This window comes from Streptomyces sp. NPDC041205 (assembly GCF_055591765.1).
In genome coordinates, this window is record NZ_JBVIZH010000005.1 from 54526 (window position 1) to 71722 (window position 17197).

Annotated in this window: 15 protein-coding genes; 5 read left to right on the forward strand and 10 right to left on the reverse strand. The window is 71.1% G+C overall.

All coding sequences use genetic code 11. The annotated features are described in order from the left end of the window. Window positions 1-50: 50 nt before the first annotated feature. Together ACZ6BG_RS22795 and ACZ6BG_RS22800 are read right to left on the reverse strand one after the other, a co-directional pair. Entirely contained in the window at window positions 51-770 is a 720-nt protein-coding gene (locus tag ACZ6BG_RS22795) for a response regulator (protein ID WP_469004257.1), read from the reverse strand. Beyond that, window positions 760-2334: a sensor histidine kinase gene (locus ACZ6BG_RS22800; protein WP_469005212.1), complete on the reverse strand. Its 1575-nt coding sequence runs from the start codon at window positions 2332-2334 to the stop codon at window positions 760-762. The genes ACZ6BG_RS22795 and ACZ6BG_RS22800 overlap by 11 nt, the downstream gene beginning before the upstream one ends. Window positions 2335-2896: 562 nt before the next feature. On the opposite strand from ACZ6BG_RS22800, the gene ACZ6BG_RS22805 reads away from it, so the two are divergent. Beyond that, complete coding sequence (locus tag ACZ6BG_RS22805) at window positions 2897-3454, forward strand: GlcG/HbpS family heme-binding protein (protein ID WP_469005214.1); 558 nt, start codon at window positions 2897-2899, stop codon at window positions 3452-3454. Window positions 3455-3535: 81 nt separating this feature from the next. Beyond that, window positions 3536-4999, forward strand: coding sequence for a M1 family metallopeptidase (locus ACZ6BG_RS22810; protein WP_469004259.1), 1464 nt, complete (start codon window positions 3536-3538; stop codon window positions 4997-4999). A 131-nt stretch (window positions 5000-5130) separates the two neighbouring features. Here the strand turns inward: ACZ6BG_RS22810 and ACZ6BG_RS22815 are convergent, their stop codons facing one another. The 4 genes from ACZ6BG_RS22815 to ACZ6BG_RS22830 all read right to left on the reverse strand — a co-directional run bounded on the left by ACZ6BG_RS22815 (window position 5131) and on the right by ACZ6BG_RS22830 (window position 8283). Next, window positions 5131-5655 (reverse strand): GNAT family N-acetyltransferase, encoded by a 525-nt coding sequence (locus tag ACZ6BG_RS22815; RefSeq protein ID WP_469004261.1) that lies wholly within the window; start codon window positions 5653-5655, stop codon window positions 5131-5133. A 183-nt stretch (window positions 5656-5838) separates the two neighbouring features. Continuing rightward, complete coding sequence (locus tag ACZ6BG_RS22820) at window positions 5839-6924, reverse strand: hypothetical protein (protein ID WP_469004263.1); 1086 nt, start codon at window positions 6922-6924, stop codon at window positions 5839-5841. After that, window positions 6921-7526, reverse strand: coding sequence for a PadR family transcriptional regulator (locus tag ACZ6BG_RS22825; protein WP_469004265.1), 606 nt, complete (start codon window positions 7524-7526; stop codon window positions 6921-6923). The genes ACZ6BG_RS22820 and ACZ6BG_RS22825 overlap by 4 nt, the downstream gene beginning before the upstream one ends. A gap of 181 nt (window positions 7527-7707) precedes the next feature. Continuing rightward, window positions 7708-8283 (reverse strand): TerD family protein, encoded by a 576-nt coding sequence (locus ACZ6BG_RS22830; protein ID WP_030363500.1) that lies wholly within the window; start codon window positions 8281-8283, stop codon window positions 7708-7710. A 302-nt stretch (window positions 8284-8585) separates the two neighbouring features. On the opposite strand from ACZ6BG_RS22830, the gene arfB reads away from it, so the two are divergent. Further along, window positions 8586-9029 carry an alternative ribosome rescue aminoacyl-tRNA hydrolase ArfB gene (arfB, locus tag ACZ6BG_RS22835; RefSeq protein ID WP_469005216.1) on the forward strand — a complete coding sequence of 148 codons (444 nt, stop codon included), beginning with the start codon at window positions 8586-8588 and terminating at the stop codon, window positions 9027-9029. Window positions 9030-9038: 9 nt separating this feature from the next. On the opposite strand, the gene ACZ6BG_RS22840 is transcribed toward arfB, so the two are convergent. Then, a complete protein-coding gene (locus ACZ6BG_RS22840; RefSeq protein ID WP_469004269.1) occupies window positions 9039-9557 on the reverse strand; it encodes a flavin reductase family protein in 519 nt (172 codons plus the stop codon). 700 nt (window positions 9558-10257) lie between these two features. Between ACZ6BG_RS22840 and cdgB the strand changes: the two genes are divergently transcribed. After that, complete coding sequence (cdgB, locus tag ACZ6BG_RS22845; protein ID WP_469004271.1) at window positions 10258-11934, forward strand: diguanylate cyclase CdgB; 1677 nt, start codon at window positions 10258-10260, stop codon at window positions 11932-11934. 240 nt (window positions 11935-12174) lie between these two features. Further along, complete coding sequence (locus ACZ6BG_RS22850; RefSeq protein ID WP_469004273.1) at window positions 12175-13212, forward strand: carbohydrate-binding protein; 1038 nt, start codon at window positions 12175-12177, stop codon at window positions 13210-13212. A gap of 228 nt (window positions 13213-13440) precedes the next feature. Here the strand turns inward: ACZ6BG_RS22850 and ACZ6BG_RS22855 are convergent, their stop codons facing one another. The 3 genes from ACZ6BG_RS22855 to ACZ6BG_RS22865 form a co-directional block, all read right to left on the reverse strand. Next, window positions 13441-14376, reverse strand: coding sequence for a 1-phosphofructokinase family hexose kinase (locus ACZ6BG_RS22855; RefSeq protein WP_469004275.1), 936 nt, complete (start codon window positions 14374-14376; stop codon window positions 13441-13443). Between the two features lie 123 nt (window positions 14377-14499). Further along, on the reverse strand, window positions 14500-15648 hold the full coding sequence (gene nagA / locus ACZ6BG_RS22860) for an N-acetylglucosamine-6-phosphate deacetylase (RefSeq protein WP_469004277.1): 1149 nt from the start codon (window positions 15646-15648) through the stop codon (window positions 14500-14502). Window positions 15649-15655: 7 nt separating this feature from the next. Then, window positions 15656-16657: an ROK family protein gene (locus ACZ6BG_RS22865; RefSeq protein WP_469004279.1), complete on the reverse strand. Its 1002-nt coding sequence runs from the start codon at window positions 16655-16657 to the stop codon at window positions 15656-15658. Window positions 16658-17197: the final 540 nt, after the last annotated feature.

A 17197-nucleotide genomic window follows, 5' to 3' on the forward strand; every position in this document is an offset into this window, starting at 1 on the left:
GGTGGACTTGTATCGCCTCGGGGTGGCCTCGGGCTCGCCTTGGGGCGCTCTCAGGGAAGCAACCGCCGCTCCTTGGCCACCGCCACCGCCCCCGCCCGCGTATCCACCCCCAACTTGTCGTAGATCCGCCCCAGGTGCGTCTTCACCGTCGCCTCACTGATGAACAGCGTCCTCGCGATCTCCCGATTCCCCTTCCCCTGCGCGAGCTGCTTGAGAATGTCCAGCTCCCGGGCCGTGAGCGTGGGCCGCGGCTCCCGCATCTGTGCCATCACCCGGGACGCGACGGGCGGCGACAGCGCCGTACGCCCCTGCGCCGCCGCATGGATCGCCGCGAACAACTCCTCGGGCCGCTCGGCCTTCAGCAGATACCCGGTCGCCCCCGCCTCAATGGCCCGCGTGATGTCAGCATCGGTGTCGTACGTGGTGAGAACCAGCACCCGCGGCGCTCCACCACCCCCTTCCTCACTGTCGCCACCGCCGCCACTGTCGCCGTTGCTGTCGCCACCGCCCTCGCCGCCACGCTCCCCGGCCGCGATGCGCCGTGTCGCCTCCACACCATCGATCCCCGGGCCCAGCTGCAGGTCCATCAGCACCACGTCCGGCGCCAGCTTGGCCGCCAGCGCCACTGCCTCCTCACCTGTCCCGGCCTCGCCGATCACCTCGATCCCCGACGCACTGGCCAACAGCGCCAGCAACCCGGCACGCACCACCACATGGTCGTCACACACCAACAGCCGCACCGGCTCACTCGTGGGCGTACTACTGCTCATGGGCACTCCCGGATGACGGCGGATCGGAGGGTGGCGGCGCCGCGGGCGGCGGGCTTGGGTACGGGTGCGGCGGTGCGGAAGGGGCCGATGGTGCGGAAGGGGCCGGCGGCGTGGACGAGGGCGACGGTGTGGACCGGGACGGTGGCGCGGACGAGGATGAGGCGCTGGGCGGAAGCGTCGGCGTGGACGGAGTCGCGGGCGAGGCCCCCGGCGCAGGCGAAGGTGTCACCGCAGGCGTGCCCGTGCCAACGCCTGTGCCCGTGGCCGAAGGCGCGGTCAAGGGGATCGAGACCGACAGAACCGCCCCCTCGCCCGGTGCCGACTCAACCGTCAGTGTCCCCCCGAGCTGCCGAGCCCGTGCCCGTATCGCAGGCAGCCCATGCCCCCGCCTGGCCCGAGCGCCCGGCTCCCGCGAACCGAGCCCTCTCCGATCCCCCGTGGACGCGCCCTCTTGTGCGTCGTCCCCAACCTCGGACACCCGCTCGTCCTGCCCGCCGGCGAACCCCGCGACCACGAACCCCTTCCCGTTGTCCGCGATGTCGAGGACCACCTGGTCGTCCAGGTACGTCAGCGTCAGCGCGGCCGCGCTCGCGTCCGCGTGCTCGCGTACGTTCGCAAGGGCGCCCTGCGCGATCCGGAGCAGCGCCGACTGGGCTCTGCCGGGCAGGGGGACGGGCTTGCCCTCGGCGTGGAACCGGATGGCCAGTTCCGCTTCCGATTCGCGTGTGGCCAGGGTGCTCAGGGCCGACGGCAGGGCTTCGCCGTCGTCGGAACCGGCGTCCGCGAGGTCTGCGGGCGCCAGGTCGTGGACGAACCTGCGGGCTTCTGCCAGCCCGCGCTCGGTGATGGCTGCCGCTGTCCGGATGTGGGCGCGGGCTGTCGTCGGGTCGGTGTCCCATACGCGCTCGGCGGCCTGCAGCAGCATCTGCTGGCTGGACATGCCCTGGGCCAGGGTGTCGTGGATCTCCATGGAGAGGCGTTGGCGCTCGGCGAGGGTGCCCTCGCGTCTTTCGGTGGCGGCCAGCTCGCGTCGGGTGCGGATCAGGTCGTCGATCAAGGCGCTCTGCTGCGCTGTCTGCCGTTGCATGTGGATGAACACGGCGGTGGCCACGGCTGCGACGGCGGGTGGAGCGAAGGCCAGGTTCGGGTCGAAGCTGTCGGCGAGTCTGAGCTGTGCGGCGACCACGAGGGCGGTGAGGGCTGTGACCAGGACGAGTGCCGCTCGTGTCGGGAGCGTGCGCAGGCCCGTATAGAACAGAGGCACCGCGCACCACGCGAAGCTCGGCGCGAGGACGACCAGGACCACCCACGCGCCGACCACTGAGCCCAGCCAGAACGGGCGTTGGGCGCTGGGCGCGGCGCCGGGTGCGGGTCCGAGGAGATAGAGGACGGCGAGGGCCACGGACAGGGCGACGATGCCTGGGGTGCGGGGCTCGCCCGGGTGGCGGAGGAGGAAGCGGGTGAGGGAGGCGGCGAGGAGAAGGAAGAAAGCCGTGTGCATGACGGGGCCGAGCCAGCGCGACTCAGGGTCCGCCGCGTGGAGGCCGGCCATCTGCTGATGCATGGCGGGGGTGCCGCCCTCGTCCTGGCGCACCTCGCGCAGGCCGTCCTTGCCTTGATCCATGGTGCTGAGGCTGTCCGGGTGCTGTTCGACAGCGCCGAGGCCGTCTGTGTGCCGTTCCACGCTGGCCTCCTTCTTGGCCGCTGATCGCGTTTGACCGCACGGGCCTGATCCCGTGCGCCCGATCCCCTGTACCTGGTCCCGTGCGCTCGACCCCGCGCATCTGATCTTGTCCATCTGATCTTGTGCGCCTGGTCGCGTGCGCTCGGTCCGACGCGCCCGACTCGCTCGCACGCTTGACCTCACACGATGACGCGACGGGCCGCACGCGCCTGATCGCACGCGCCTGAACTGGGAAGACATCCCCATTCTGGCTTGTGGCGCCGAGCGGCCGGATCAACCGATCGGTTGACATGGCCGTCAGCCGAATCGTGCGCGGCAGGCAGCCGTAGTGCCGACGAGGAGAGGCTGTCCGCGGCCGGACGATGGATTGCGAGGCGGGGATCGACTCGCCGCCCACTCTCAACAGCCCTCATTCGCACAGGAGTCAACGGACATGAAGTCGATGAAGCAGTTCTCCCCGCGCACGCGAATCCTCACCACTGCCGCGGCGCTGGCCACGGTCGCCGCCGCGACGTTCGGCACGGTCTCGGCCACGGCCGGTACGCCGGACGCCGCCGCCCAGGCCGCCGTGACCGCCGACGCCGGCAACCGCTACCTCACCAGCTCCACGCACCTCAACGTGGCCGCCGCGACCAAGGCCGCGGAGGCCGCCCTGGACGCCGCGAAGAAGGAGAACCAGCGCGTGACGGTCGCCGTGGTCGACCGCAACGGCAACACCATCGTCACGCTGCGCGGCGACGGCGCCGGGCCGCAGTCGTATGAGTCCGCCGAGCGCAAGGCCTACACGGCCGTGTCGTGGAACGCCCCCACCTCCGAGCTCGCCAAGCGCCTCTCGCAGACGCCGAACCTGAAGGACATCCCCGGCACGCTCTTCCTCGCGGGCGGCGCTCCGGTCACCGCCAAGGGCGCCCCGGTCGCGGGCATAGGCGTGGCGGGTGCGCCCAGCGGTGATCTGGACGAGAAGTTCGCGAAGGCGGGAGTGGCTGCGCTCAACCGCTGACTGCTCCAGTCCGAGCGGACGCCGCTCAGCTGACGCCCCTGGCATGAGGTCTCGCGGGGCGGTGGCCATAGGATCACCGAGGTGAACTACCGAGTCACCGCCCCCCTGACCAAGGGGCCCCGCGCCCGCCGTATCGCCCCCGCAGCCCTGGCCGCCCTGACGCTGACCGCCCTCACCGCCTGCTCCGGCAGCGGGATCGACGGAACTCCCGGCGCCGCGGGTGTGCGCGACCCGTTCTTCCCCAAGCTCGGCAACGGGGGATACGACGTGGCGCACTACGGCCTGACCCTCGGCTACGACCCGGAGAACCGCCACCTCACCGGCACAGCGGAAATCACAGCCCGTGCAACCAAGAAGCTCAGCGCCTTCAACCTCGACCTCAAGGGCCTGGACGTCAAGGAGGTCACCGTCGAGGGCAAGGAAGCCCGCTTCAACCGCGCCGGTGACGAGCTGACCGTGCGCCCGCGCGACGACCTTGATCGGGGCGAGACGTTCCGCGCGACCGTTCGCTACTCCGGGACGCCGCAGACGGTCACCGATGCAGACGAATCCAAGGAGGGCTGGCTGAAGGGGGAGGAGAGTGCGCTCGCGGTCGGCGAGCCCGCCGGTTCGATGGCGTGGTTCCCGAGCAACAACCACCCGAGCGACAAGGCCGCATACGACATAAAGATCACCGTGCCCAAGGGGCTGAAGGCGATCTCCAACGGCGAGTTGACGCACGAGACCACGACAAACGGCCGCACCACGTTCGCCTGGCACAACGCCGAGCCCATGGCGACCTACCTGGCGACTGTGGCGATCGGTAAGTACGACACCGAGAAGTCGATGACGACCAAGTCGAACTCCGGCATCCCGGTGTTCACGGCGATCGACCGGACACTCCCGGACGACAAGTACAAGAAGACCAAGAAGGTCCTCTCGAAGATCCCCGAGATCATGGACTGGGCGGAGCTGAACTTCGGCACCTACTCCTTCTCCTCGACCGGAGCGATCGTCGACGACCGGGTGAACCTGGACTATGCCCTGGAGACCCAGACCAAGCCGGTGTTCCCCGTATCCGAGGTCAACACGTCGACGCTTGTCCACGAACTGGCCCACCAGTGGTTCGGCAACTCGGTCACGCCGAAGACATGGCAGGACATGTGGCTGAACGAAGGCCTCGCCAGCTACGCGGAGTGGTTGTGGGAGGAGGACAATGGAGAGGACAGCGCGCAGGACACCTTCGACGCGCTGTATGAGCAAGGGGACGACGAAGCCCTCTGGGACTTCCCGCCGGCGAGGCAGCCGGACGCCGCGAGCATCTCGGATGAACCGGTGTACGACCGGGGAGCGATGGTGATCCACAAGATTCGCGAGACGGTCGGCGACGATACGTTCTACGACATCATCCAGGGCTGGGCGAAGACCTACCGCCATGCGAACGCGAACACCAAGGACTTCACGACCTACGTCGAGAAGCACGCGGGGGACGATGAAGCGCGTGAGGAACTGAAGAAGGTGTGGGCGGACTGGCTCTACGGGGACGGGAAGCCGGACAACCCTTAGGCCCATCGGGCGCCGGTTCACAGTGCGCCGGTTCACAGGGGGTCGATCCGCAAGGCACCGGCCCATGGGCATAGGCCCATACGGCATAGGGCTATGGAGCGCGATCACTTGAGTCGCCCTGCGTCACGCGCTTACAGCGGCTTGCGCAATACGGCGCAGGGGCGGCCGAGTTGGGTGTCCTCGCGGTGGTCGAGGAGTTCGTAGCCGAGGGCGGTCCAGAAGGCGAGGGCCTTCGGGTTGTTGTCGAGGACGGCGAGGCGTACGGCCGTACGACCCGCGGTGCGGAAGTGGTCCTCGGTGGTGGTGGCCAACCGGCGGCCAAGGCCGTTGCGTTGGACTCGGGCGTCCACCAGGAGGAGGCCGATCCAGGGGTCGGGATCGGCCGGGTCGGGGTGGTGGTCGAGGGTGACGACGACGCCGATGAGCCGGCCCTCGGAACGGCCGAGGAGCACTTCGGCGCCGGGTTGGGAGAGTTCGTCGGCGAGTGCGGTGGCGACCTGTTCGGTGCTGATGTGGTGCGCGTCCGGGAAGTCTCCGCTGAGTGCGAAGAACTCGTGGTTGGAGGCGTAGAGGGCGGTGAGTTCTGTGAGGAGAGGGCCGGGCAGGTCGCCGGGGGAGGTGCCGTCGGCGGCGGAGGTGAGCGGTTCGAGGATCATGCGGCGCAGGCTAGCCGCCCGGTAAGGGGCGGGGTGGCAGCCAGGGACGGCGGGGTCACGGGGAGCGAGGGGACGGCCGCGTCCGGGGCGATGCGTCGAGGGCCGAGGCTAGACAGGGAGTCGAGCGCCAGGGCTAGACAGGGAGTCGAGGGCTGGGGCCAGTAAGGGGAGCTGAGGGCCGGGCTAGGACCGGGCGTCCGGGGACGGGGAGTTGCCGGGGTCCGGGGTGGTGGGGGTGGCGCGTTTGGTGGAGCGGCGCCATTCGCTGAGGAGGGACCAGAGGATCGCGCCGAGGGCGCCCGTGTTGGCGGCGAGCCAGAAGGGGGAGGCGTCGGGGTCGGTCAGGTTGTCGATGAGCAGGATGGTGAGGCAGACGGTGAGGAAGCAGGAACCGTAGAACTGGCGCCGGGCGAGGCGCTGGTTGCGGCGGGGGCCTTCGGAGAGGCGGAGGGCATAGACCTCGACGTCGCCGAAGACGTCGGCGGCGGGCTCGGTGCCGGGAGTGGAGGCGAGGTGGTGGCGGGCCTCGCGTATGTGGTCGCGGGCCTGGGTGGACGACATGGCGTGGCGGCCGCGCAGGAGGCCGTCGAGGCGGGCCAACCAGGCGTCGTCATCGCTGCAAGGGGCAGGGGCGAACCAGCGGTCGATGGCGCTGTCGGGGAACTTCGCGGCCGCGGTGATGAGGGCGAGGCAGGCGAGCATCAGTACGGGTGCGGGTACGGCGAAGAGTTGGCCCGTGGGGACGAAGGGCGTGGCGCCGACCAGCGCGCAGACGGCTCCGGCAGCGGCGGCTGCGAAGTACCAGGCGCCGCGTACCCGGCCGGCGATGCGGGCGGCGAGGGCCGCGGAGGCCAGCGTGGAACCGAGGACGACTGCTGCGGTGATGGTGAAGGAGGGCCAGCCGATGCCGACCCAGAGGCCGTCGCGGAACCATTCGAAGCCGCAGAAGAGGAGTCCGCCGATGCCGAGGGTGACGAAGGAACTGGAGACGCGTTCGCCGGGGGTGAGGCCGTGGGCGTCGATGCGGGCGCGGTGTTCTTCGGGGATGCGTTCGTCGGAGACGGACTGGGCGTAGGCGTCGGCGTCGCCGAGGAGGTCGAGGGCGGTGCGGCCTTCCTCGTGGACGAGTTGGTGCGCCTCGGCGAGGACGTTGTCGGCGAGGCCGGAGGGGGCGTCGTGGTCGAGGACGAGGCGGAGCTCGACGGAGGCGGCCCAGGCCTCGTCTTCCTTGCGCTCCCAAGTGAGTTGCGGCTGGCGGTCCTTGGTCATGTCGGTTCCCCCGGTTCCGCTGCGTGAGATGTGGGCCGTGCCGTGCCGGGGTCACCGGATGTGCCGGGTGCACCGGATGTATCGGGTGCGCCGGGTGAGCTGGCTGCACCGGGCGCACTGGGCGAGGTGGGTGCGTCGGTTCCGGTAAGGGTGGCGACAGAGTGGGTGAAGGAGGCCCAGGCGGTGCGGTCGTGGTGCAGGCGGGCTCGGCCCGCGTCCGTGATGCGGTAGTACTTGCGGCCGGGGCCGCCCTCGCCGGCGCCCCACTCGATCTCGACGGAGCCGTCCTCTTCGAGACGGGTGAGGGCCGGGTAGAGGGTGGCGGCCTTGACGCCGTGGATGCCTGCGGTGGCGAGGTGGTTGAGGAGGGCGTAGCCGTAGCTCTGCTTCTCGGTGTCGAGGATGGCCAGGAGGCAGAGGGGCAGGGCAGCCCGGGTCCAGGCGGTGTTGACGGCGCTGGTGCGCGCGGCGTCGGGCCCTGCGGTGCCGGTCCTCACGGTCTCGGACCCTGGGGTGCCGGTGCCGGTGCCGGTGCCGGTGCCGGTGCCGGTGCCCGAGCCCGTGCTCGCGCCCGCGATGGTTGCGCGCGGTGCTTCTGGCATGGCGGGGTCCTCCCCCTCTCGGTCACGCCTTCTCGACTAGTTGGGAATTGAGAATAGTTGGGAGGAGGGGCTAGTGCCAGTCGGTGTGTGGGAGAGAGGTGAGGCGGGGGGCATGGCGAAGGGCCCCGACCTGGTGGGGTCGGGGCCCTTGCTTGGTGCTGGTCCGCTAGGCGGTGGAACCTCAGACGTTGACGCCGAAGTCCTGCGCGATGCCGACGAGGCCGGAGGCGTAGCCCTGGCCGACGGCGCGGAACTTCCACTCGGCGCCGCTGCGGTACAGCTCGCCGAAGACCATGGCGGTCTCGGTGGCGGCGTCCTCGGAGAGGTCGTAGCGGGCGATCTCGGTGCCGCCGGCCTGGTTCACGATGCGGATGAACGCGTTGCGGACCTGGCCGAAGTTCTGCGAGCGGTTCTCGGCGTCGTAGATCGAGACCGGGAAGACGATCTTCTCGACGTCGGCGGGGAGGCCCGCGAGGTTGACGTTGATCTGCTCGTCGTCGCCTTCGCCCTGGCCGGTGACGTTGTCGCCGGTGTGGACGATGGTCTGGTCCGGGGTCGCCTTGTTGTTGAAGAAGACGAAGTGGGCGTCGGAGTAGACCTTGCCCTGGGGGTTCACCGCGATGGCGGAGGCGTCCAGGTCGAAGTCGGTGCCCGTGGTGGTGCGGACGTCCCAGCCGAGGCCGACCGTGACGGCGGTCAGGCCAGGTGCCTCCTTGGTGAGCGAGACGTTGCCGCCCTTGGACAGGCTTACAGCCATTGTTGGGAGTCCCTTCCTAGTTGCGTGAGTACAACCGTGTAGTACGTGCGTACTTTGCGGGCTTCGTGCTGGGACGAAGCTACCGACACCCCTATGAACGCCGAGGGGGGTATCGAAGGTTCCATATGCCGAGGACTGTCTTTACTTTCTTTACTCGTTCGATGCGGGCCCCGCTCCGTCCTTGATGGGGATCTAGGCGGGGATCTAGGCGGGGATCTGGATGGGGACCTTGATGTGGTCTTCGGGGGGGGCGGGGTGTGGGCGGGAAAAACGGGTGACGTGGGGTGTTCGTACGCGGGACGATGGAGCACATGTCCGGTCTCCGCGCTTATGTCATCCGTGGCTCCGTCTCGCTGCCCGAGGCCGAGCTGATGTGGCGTTTCTCGCGGTCGTCGGGGCCCGGCGGGCAGCACGTCAACACCAGTGACTCGCAGGTCGAGCTGCGCTTCGACCTCGCGCGCACGGAGGCGCTGCCCGAGGTGTGGAAGCAGCGGGCGCTGGAGCGGCTCGAGTCGCGGCTCGTGGACGGCGTCATCAGCGTACGGGCGAGTGAGCACCGGTCGCAGTGGCGGAACAGGGAGATGGCGGCCACCCGCCTCGCCTCCCTGCTCGCGGAGGCCACCGCTCCGCCGCCCAAGCCGCGCCGTGCCACGCGCATCCCGCGCGGGATCAACGAGCGGCGGCTGCGGGAGAAGAAGCGGCGCGGGGAGACGAAGCAGGGACGGTCGGGGAAGGGCTGGGGATAGCCCCGGCGGCTAGCCCAGCTGGCGGTAGCGGCCCTTGAAGTACAGGAGTGGGCCCCCGTCCGCGCTCGGCAGCTCCGCCGTCAGTACGCGGCCGATGACCAGTGTGTGATCGCCCGCCGTCACGGTCTGTTCCGTGCGGCACTCAAGGGTCGCGAGGGCGCCGCCGACCAGGGGGGCGCCGGTGATGTCGCCGCGTACGTAGGGAATGTCCTCGAAGAGGAGCCGGTCGCTGATGCGGCCCTTCATGGCGAAGCGGCCCGCGATGTGCCGTTGGCTCTCGGTCAGGACCGACACCGCCCACAGCGGCTGCTCCGCGAGCAGGTCGTCCATGCGGGAGCCCTCGCGCAGGCTGACCATGACCAGAGGCGGGTCCAGGGACACGGAGAGGAAGGCCGTTGCCGTCATGCCGACCTCCTCGCCGCCCGGGGCCGTCGGGTCGTCCGGGTCCAGCGGGGGCTCTTGGGCCGTCACCAGGACCACGCCCGCGGCCAGGCGGGACATGGCGGCGCGGAACTCGTCGTTGCTCACCCCCACAGGATGAGGGGTGGACGGGGCCCGGGTCGGGGTCTGGGTCGTGAAGGTCAGATCGGCAGCCACGTTGTTGACGCTAGTCGTGGATTCGGGCTTTCCGCATCGGACCCCGGGCCGAGGATGGTCCTAGGGCGAGACCTAGGACTTCCGGGGACGGCGGACTCCGCAGGGGCGTAAGGTTCGCGGGACTCCGAGGCGGGACTCCGGCGCCAGATCCCGGCGCCAGGCCCCGGCGCCAGATCCCGGTGCCAGACTCCGGCGCCAGAGCGGACGCCGAACCTCGACGCGCACGAGAGGGGACCCCGGTGGTGCAGTCCCGTGGCCCCCTGGCCAAGGCTTGTGCACCACCCTCCGCATAGCTCAAATTTGGCTCAACTCCAGGGCTCAAATCGGACCTCCCACCTGTGACTTGAGTCACAGGGCCCATATTTTGTTGACCCTGTGTACCGAGTGGGCAGCTCGCTGTGATTCAGTGACGGTGGCAATCGGACAGACACGGAACAGGCACGTAAAGGCACAGACGCTGGGGCGCCACAGCGCGACGGGGCGCGAAGGAACGCACGGCGGAGAGTCAGCGAGCCAGAGCTAGAGATTCAGAGTTTCAGAGTCAGAGCTAGAGATTCAGAGTTTCAGAGTTACGGACACTGAGGACGCTGCGGATCCTGGAGTTGCTGTCGAGGTCTCGGGGAGAGCGAGCATGGAGACCGAGTCGGAGCCGTACGTCCGTCTTGCGACCCTGCGGCAGCTGCATCAGGTGGTTGCGGACCTCAACACGGCCCGCAGCCTCGCGGACACGCTGCAGACCGTCGCCGACGGCGTGGTCAACGGCCTTGGCTATGAGCTGGCGTGCGTCAATCTCGTACGCCCGGACGGCGATCTCGTCGTCGCCGCGTTCGCGGGCAACCCGGCCGCCGAGGCCCTGATCACCGGCCGCGTCGGCTCCCGGGAGTCCTGGGAGCGCCGCCTGGCCATGGGCGAGGCCTGGGGGGCGCTGCGCTTCATCCCGTACACGGAGGGCTGGGTCCTCGACGAGGACGATGTGCCGCAGTGGTACACCGAAGGCCCCGAGCCGCGCTTCGAGGACGAGTGGCACCCCTCGGACCGGCTCTTCGCGCCGATGTACGCGACCGGATCGTCCGGCGGCGAGCTGATCGGCGTGATCTCCGTGGACCGGCCGCGCAACGGACGGCGCCCGGGCGCGTGGGGGCGCGAGGCGCTCCAGATGTACGCCTTCCAGGCCGCCATCGCCATCAGCAACGCCCGGCTGCGCGCCAACATGCAGCGCGCCCTGGTCCGCCTTGAGCGCGAGCAGCAGGCGCTGCGCGCCAGCGAGGAGAGCTTCCGGCAGGCCTTCGAGTACGCGCCCAGCGGCATGGCCATCGCCGAGATGGGCGGTGACCAGCACGGGCGGATCCTGCGCACGAACGACGCGCTGTGCCGGCTGCTCGGCCGTCCCGCGTCCGCGATGCGCCGCTACTCCTTCTCCGACCTGGTGCACCCCGAGGACATCGGGACGCTGCTGCGCACATCGGCCGAGGGCGGGCGGGCCGAGCTGCGGTTCGCGCGGCGTGACGGGACGTATGTGTGGGTGTCGCTGCGGAACTCGGTGGTCGCGGACGCCGCGGACGGGCCCCGGTTCCTGCTCACCCACGTCGAGGACATCGAGGAGCGCAAGCGCCGTGAGCTGCAGCTCGCGCACCGCGCCTCGCACGACTCCCTGACCGGCCTGCCGAACTCCGCCGAACTGCGTGCCCGCCTCAGCTCCCGGCTCTGTCGCAGGCCGCACGCGGGTCAGCCGTCCACGGTGGACTCGCTGGACGCGGCGTACGACAACAGCGGGCTGTACGCGTCGGGGCACGCCATCGGGCACGGGCACGGGCCCTCCGGGGGCGCGCACGCGGGGGCGCACGGCGACGGCTTTGACCACCACGTCCATACAGTTGCCCCGCCCGATGAAGCCGCCCCTGACGACGGCACCAAGGGCCTCGCCGTCCTCTTCTGCGACCTCGACGGCTTCAAGTCGATCAACGACCGCTTCGGGCACCACACCGGTGACGCCGTCCTGATCGAGGTCGCCCGCCGTCTGACCAGCGGCGTCCGGGACGGGGACACGGTGGCGCGGCTCGGCGGCGACGAGTTCGTGGTGCTCGCCGACGGGCTCGGCCGGGCCGACGCGCAGGACCTCGCGGTGCGGCTGCGGAACGCGATCATCCCGCCGATCAGGGTGGATGGGCGCGCGGTGCGCGTCGGCGCCAGCTTCGGCATCGGATGGGCACATTGCGGGATGTCGGCGGACGAAGTGCTGCACTCCGCCGACCAACGGATGTATGTGGAGAAAAGGTCGCGGGCCAAGCAGCACCGGCGGGCCGGATGAGCGTGCGCACACGCAAGCGCACCGCCTGTGCGCCGTGCGCGCGGTAGGGGTGTGAACTCCCGTACGCGGTAACGGATGCGGAGCGCGGAGCGCCCCGGCGCGGCCGCCCCGGCGGGCGCGACCGCAGGTGTTCCGGCCGATGTCCCCGCCCGTGTCCGGGAAGAAGTCAACGTCAACTCGGGCGGTCACCCGGAACGGGTAGGCTCGCCCGCATCCGCGATGCGAGGGAGTGACCTGCGAATGACGCCCGGCAATAACGGCGAGCACACGCCGCGCGCGCCAGAGGGCGATGACGACCCGTTCGGCTACCTGTACGCGGACGGCCAGGCGGCCGGTGCGACACCGCCCTCGGGCGGCGGGTACGGCTACCCGGGGCCGCGGTCCTCGTACAACCACGTACGCGCGGTCGGAGAGCGCCAGTACGGGCAGCAGGCCCAGGGCCAGCCTCCCGCCCACGGTCAGGCCCCGGCGTACGGTCAGCAGCCCGCGTACGGCCAGCAGGCCCCGCAGCAGGCCTACGGGCAGCCCAACGCCCACTACGCGGCGCCCGAGGCGCAGCCCGGCGTCACCGCGCCCATGCGGCAGGCCGGCGGGCCCGGAGCGCCGGGCTCGTACGCACCCGCCGGTGGCGGTGGCCGTGGCCGCGGGCCCAACACCAAGGGGCTGCTGATCGGCGCCATCGCCGTCGTGGCCGTCGTGGCCGTCGGCATCGGCGCCGCGATGGTCTTCGGCGGGGGTGACGACGGCGGCGAGGACGACGCGAAGAAGCCGGGGTCGAAGGTCAGCCAGTCCGAGACCGACGAGCCGAGCCCCTCCGCGTCCAAGGACGACGACAAGGACGACGCCGAGCTGCCCGAGTCCGACGCCAAGGCCCTCAAGCTGGAGGGCGGCACCACCACCGCCTCCGACATCAAGGGGGCGCAGTCCGCGGGTGGCGTGTACGTCGCCGGGCTCAACAAGCCCGGTGCGCAGGTCACGTGGACCGTCGACGGGATTCCCAAGAGCGGGGCCTACACCGTCTTCGTGGGGTACTCCGTTCCGGGCAAGGCCGCCGAGACCACGCTCGGGATCAACGGGACCGCCTCCGGGCGGAAGTTGAACATGGACAACTTCACCGGGGCCAAGGAGGGGGCGTGGGACAAGGGGTGGACGAAGACCTTTGCCTTCGTCCAGCTCAACAAGGGCACCAACACGGTCACCGTGTCCTGCCAGGCGGGGGACAAGTGTGACGCCGTGCTTGATCGGGTCTGGTTGAAGGCTGGGCACGTCAAGGAGTGAGGTGTTCCCCGATCCCGCCCCTTCCCGAGACCGGGGCTGCGCCCCTGGACCCCAAGGGTGGGAGTCACCTTCGGGTGGGACGGGGCGCCGTCGAATCGGCGCTTCGCGCCTCGTCCTCGAACGCCGGACGGGCTGAGGATTCGCCGGGCAGGCCGGAAAGTCCCTGCGAGACGGGCTGAGAAATTCGCCGGGGCGGGATCAAAGGGGACCGCGCCACTCGTTGGTTGGTTACGCCGCGGGTGGTTTTCCTGTCACCGCGACCTTCGGTAGGACTTCCTCGTAGACCGCCGCGTCGAACTCGCCTGCCACGGGGGCCGCTACCGTCGCCGCCGACAGGGCCACCGCTCGGGACAGGCGGTCCGGCCAGGGGAGATGGCGGACCAGGCCGGAGAGGAGGCCCGCGACGGCGGAGTCGCCCGCGCCGGTGGGGTTGCCGCGGACCGGGGTCGGGGGCTTGGCGCGCCAGGTGCCGTCGGGGGTGAGGGCGAGGAGGCCGTCGGGGCCGAGGGAGGCCACGACGGCGTGGGCGCCGCGGCGGCGGGCGTCGCGGGTGGCCTGGGACGGCTCGTGGGCGCCGGTGAGTTCGGCGAGTTCGTCGGCGTTGGGCTTGACGATGTCGGGGCGGGCGGCGACGCCGCGGCGCAGTGGTTCGCCGCTGGTGTCGAGGAGTACGGGTACGGAGGCGGCGCGCGCGGCGCGTATCAGGAGGGCGTACGCGCCCACCGGCACGCCGGGCGGGAGGCTGCCGCACAGGGCCACGGCCGTCACGTCGTCGCCGGTCAGCAACTCCTCGTAGGAGCTGAGGAATCCGGCCCACTCGGTGGGCGAGACGGTCGGGCCCGGCTCGTTGAGCTGCGTGGTGTCGCCGGTGCGGGCGTCCACGACGGCCAGGGTGCGGCGGGTGGCGCCCGCGACGGGGCGCAGGCCGTCCCGGACGCCGGGCACGCCGGCGAGATGGTCGCGCAGGGTGCGGCCGGTGTCGCCGCCCGCGAAGCCGGTCACCGTCACGTCGTGGCCGAGGGCGGCGAGCACACGGGCGACGTTCAGGCCCTTGCCGCCCGCGCGTTCGGTCACTTCGGTGACGCGGTGCGAGGTGTGCGGGGTGAGGGAGGGCACTTTGTACGTGATGTCCAGGGCGGCGTTCAGCGTGACCGTGACGATCACTGCTTCACCCCCGGGACCACGGATCCGCGTGCTGCGTGCGCGTGCGGCTTTCGGGCCCTGATCATGCCAAAAAGAAGGCGGTTGGCCCAGGGCTTGGACCAACCGCCGCTGCTATGGGGTGAATTAGGGCTCGATGACCCACTCGCCCTTGCGCAGCACGCCCTTCAGCGTGAACTCCGCGTCCAGGACGACGACGTCGGCGTCCTTGCCGGGTTCGAGCGAGCCGACGCGGTCGTACATGCCGAGGAGCTTGGCGGGGTTCGCGGAGACCGCCGCGACGACGTCCTCGACGGGCAGCTTGTCGACGGTCACCGACCGCTTGAACGCACGGTCCATGGTCAGCGTCGAGCCGGCGATGGAGCCGCCCTCGGTGAGCCGTGCGACGCCCTCCTTCACCTCGACCTCCAGCGGGCCGAGCAGGTAGGTGCCGTCGCCGAAGCCCGCCGCGTCCATGGCGTCCGTGATGAGGGCGACGCGGTCCGCGCCCGCGTGGTGGAAGGCAAGCCCGAAGGCGGCCGGGTGCAGATGCGTGCCGTCGTTGATCAGCTCGACGGTGATCCGCTCGTCCTCCAGGAGGGCGGCGATGGGGCCGGGGGCGCGGTGGCCGAGGCCGGGCATGGCGTTGTACAGGTGCGTGGCGACGGTGGCGCCCGCGTCGATGGCGGCCTTCGTCTGCTCGTACGTGGCGTCGGTGTGGCCGATCGCCGCGATCACGCCGTGCTCGGCGAGCAGGCGTACGGAGTCGATGCCGCCCGGCAGCTCCGTGGCGAGGGTGACCATGCGGGCCTGGCCGCGGGCCGCGTCGATGAGCTTGCGGACCTCCGCCGGGTCCGGGTGGCGCAGCAGGGCCTCGCTGTGGGCGCCCTTGCGGCACGGCGAGATGAACGGGCCCTCGAAGTGGACGCCCGCGATGTCGCCTTGCTCGGCCAGCTCGGAGAGCAGGCCCGCGCGCTGCGCGAGGGCGTCCATCTCGCCGGTGACCGTCGAGGCCACGACGGTGGTGGTGCCGTGCAGGCGGTGCGTCTGGACGCCGCGCAGGATGTCCTCGGCGGTGCCGCTGGTGAAGGACGCGCCGCCGCCGCCGTGGTTGTGGATGTCGACGAAGCCGGGGACCAGCCAGTGGCCGGTCAGGTCGATCGTCTCGATCGCGCCGGGGTCCGCGGGAGCGCTCCCCGCGATGCGGCCGGTGTCCGAGACGATCACGCGGCCGTTCGACACGGTCCCGGTGGGCAGTACCACCTGAGCACCGGCGAGAACCTTGCTAGTGGCCATCAGGTGGTTACCTCCGGGGAGTCGGGGTCGCGGGGTTGGTCGTGGTGGTGGTGTCGGGCGTGGCGGGGGCCGCCGGGGCCTGCCCGGTGGCGTCGAGCAGGTCCCACGCGAGCAGGCCCGCGCCCAGGCAGCCCGCCGCGTCGCCGAGTGCCGCCGGGACGATCTCCGGCAGCGTCTGGAACTGGACCACGCGGGCGGCGACCGCCGCGCGCAGCGGTGTGAACAAGGTTTCCCCGGCCTCCGCCAGGCCGCCACCGATGATCAGGGTGTGCGGGTCCAGCAGGGTGAGGGCCGTGAGCAGGCCGTCGGCGAGGGCGTCGACCGCGTTCTGCCAGACGGCGAGGGCGCGGGGGTCGCCGGAGCGGACCGCCTTCGCGCAGTCCGCCGCGTCCGCCGTCGGGTCGCCGCTGGCCTCCGCCCAGGCCTTGCTCACCGCGGAGGCGGACGCCAGGCGCTCCAGGCAGCCGCGCTGGCCGCAGCCGCACGGGGGGCCGCCGGGGCGTACGACGATGTGGCCGATCTCGCCCGCGGAGCCGTGGGCGCCGGGCTCGATGGTGCCGTCGATGCCGATCGCGCCCGCGATGCCGGTGCCCAGGGGGACGAAGAGGAAGCGGTCGGCGCCCTTGCCCGCGCCCAGGCGGCCCTCGGCGAGGCCGCCCGTGCGGACGTCGTGGCCGAGCGCCACGGGGATGCCTTCCAGGCGGGTGCTCAGGAGGGCGCGCAGGGGTACGTCGGACCAGCCCAGGTTGGCCGCGTAGACCGCGATGCCGTGGTCGGCGTCCACGATGCCCGGTACGGCCACGCCTGCCGCTGCCGCAGGCTCGCCCAGGTGCGCCACTCCGTGGGCCCTCAGGTCGGCCGCGAACTCGACGATCGACTCGACCACGGCGGTGGGGCCGCGGTCTCGGCCGGTCGGGCGGCGGGCCTCGTGCAGCAGTGTGCCGTCCGCCCCTACCAGGGCGGCCTTCATTCCTGTGCCGCCCACGTCCAGGGCGATGACATGTCTCACGGGGACAGTGTCGCGTGTGACCCCGCGAGAGGTCTAGTCCACCTGCGTTGTGGTCGGCCCTCGCGGGGGCGCCCCAGCCCCGCCCCTTTCCCGAAACCGGGGCTGCGCCCCTGGACCCCGGGGGTGGGTGTCCCGTTGCGGTGGGACGGGGGCGCCGCCGGTCGCGCTGCGCGCTCGTCCTCAAGCGCCGGACGGGCTGGGATGGCCTGGTCGTCCCGTGCGGGCGGGACGGGGGCGCCGCCGGTCGCGCTGCGCGCTCGTCCTCAAGCGCCGGACGGGCTGGGATGGCCTGGTCGTCCCGTGCGGGTGGGACGGTGCGCCGTCGAATCGGCGCTTCGCGCCTCGTCCTCAAGCGCCGGACGGGCTGAAAACTTCGCCGGGGCGGGCTGGATGGTGCCGCGAGGGGCGGGCTGAGTGGTGCCGCGAGGGGCGGGCTGGATGATGCCGCAGGCGGGGGTGGGTGTGGGGCAATAAGGCAAGGCCGTTGCAGAAGTGATACTCGGGTGGTGTAGACCTTGTATCCGGGCGCGGGGGAAACTC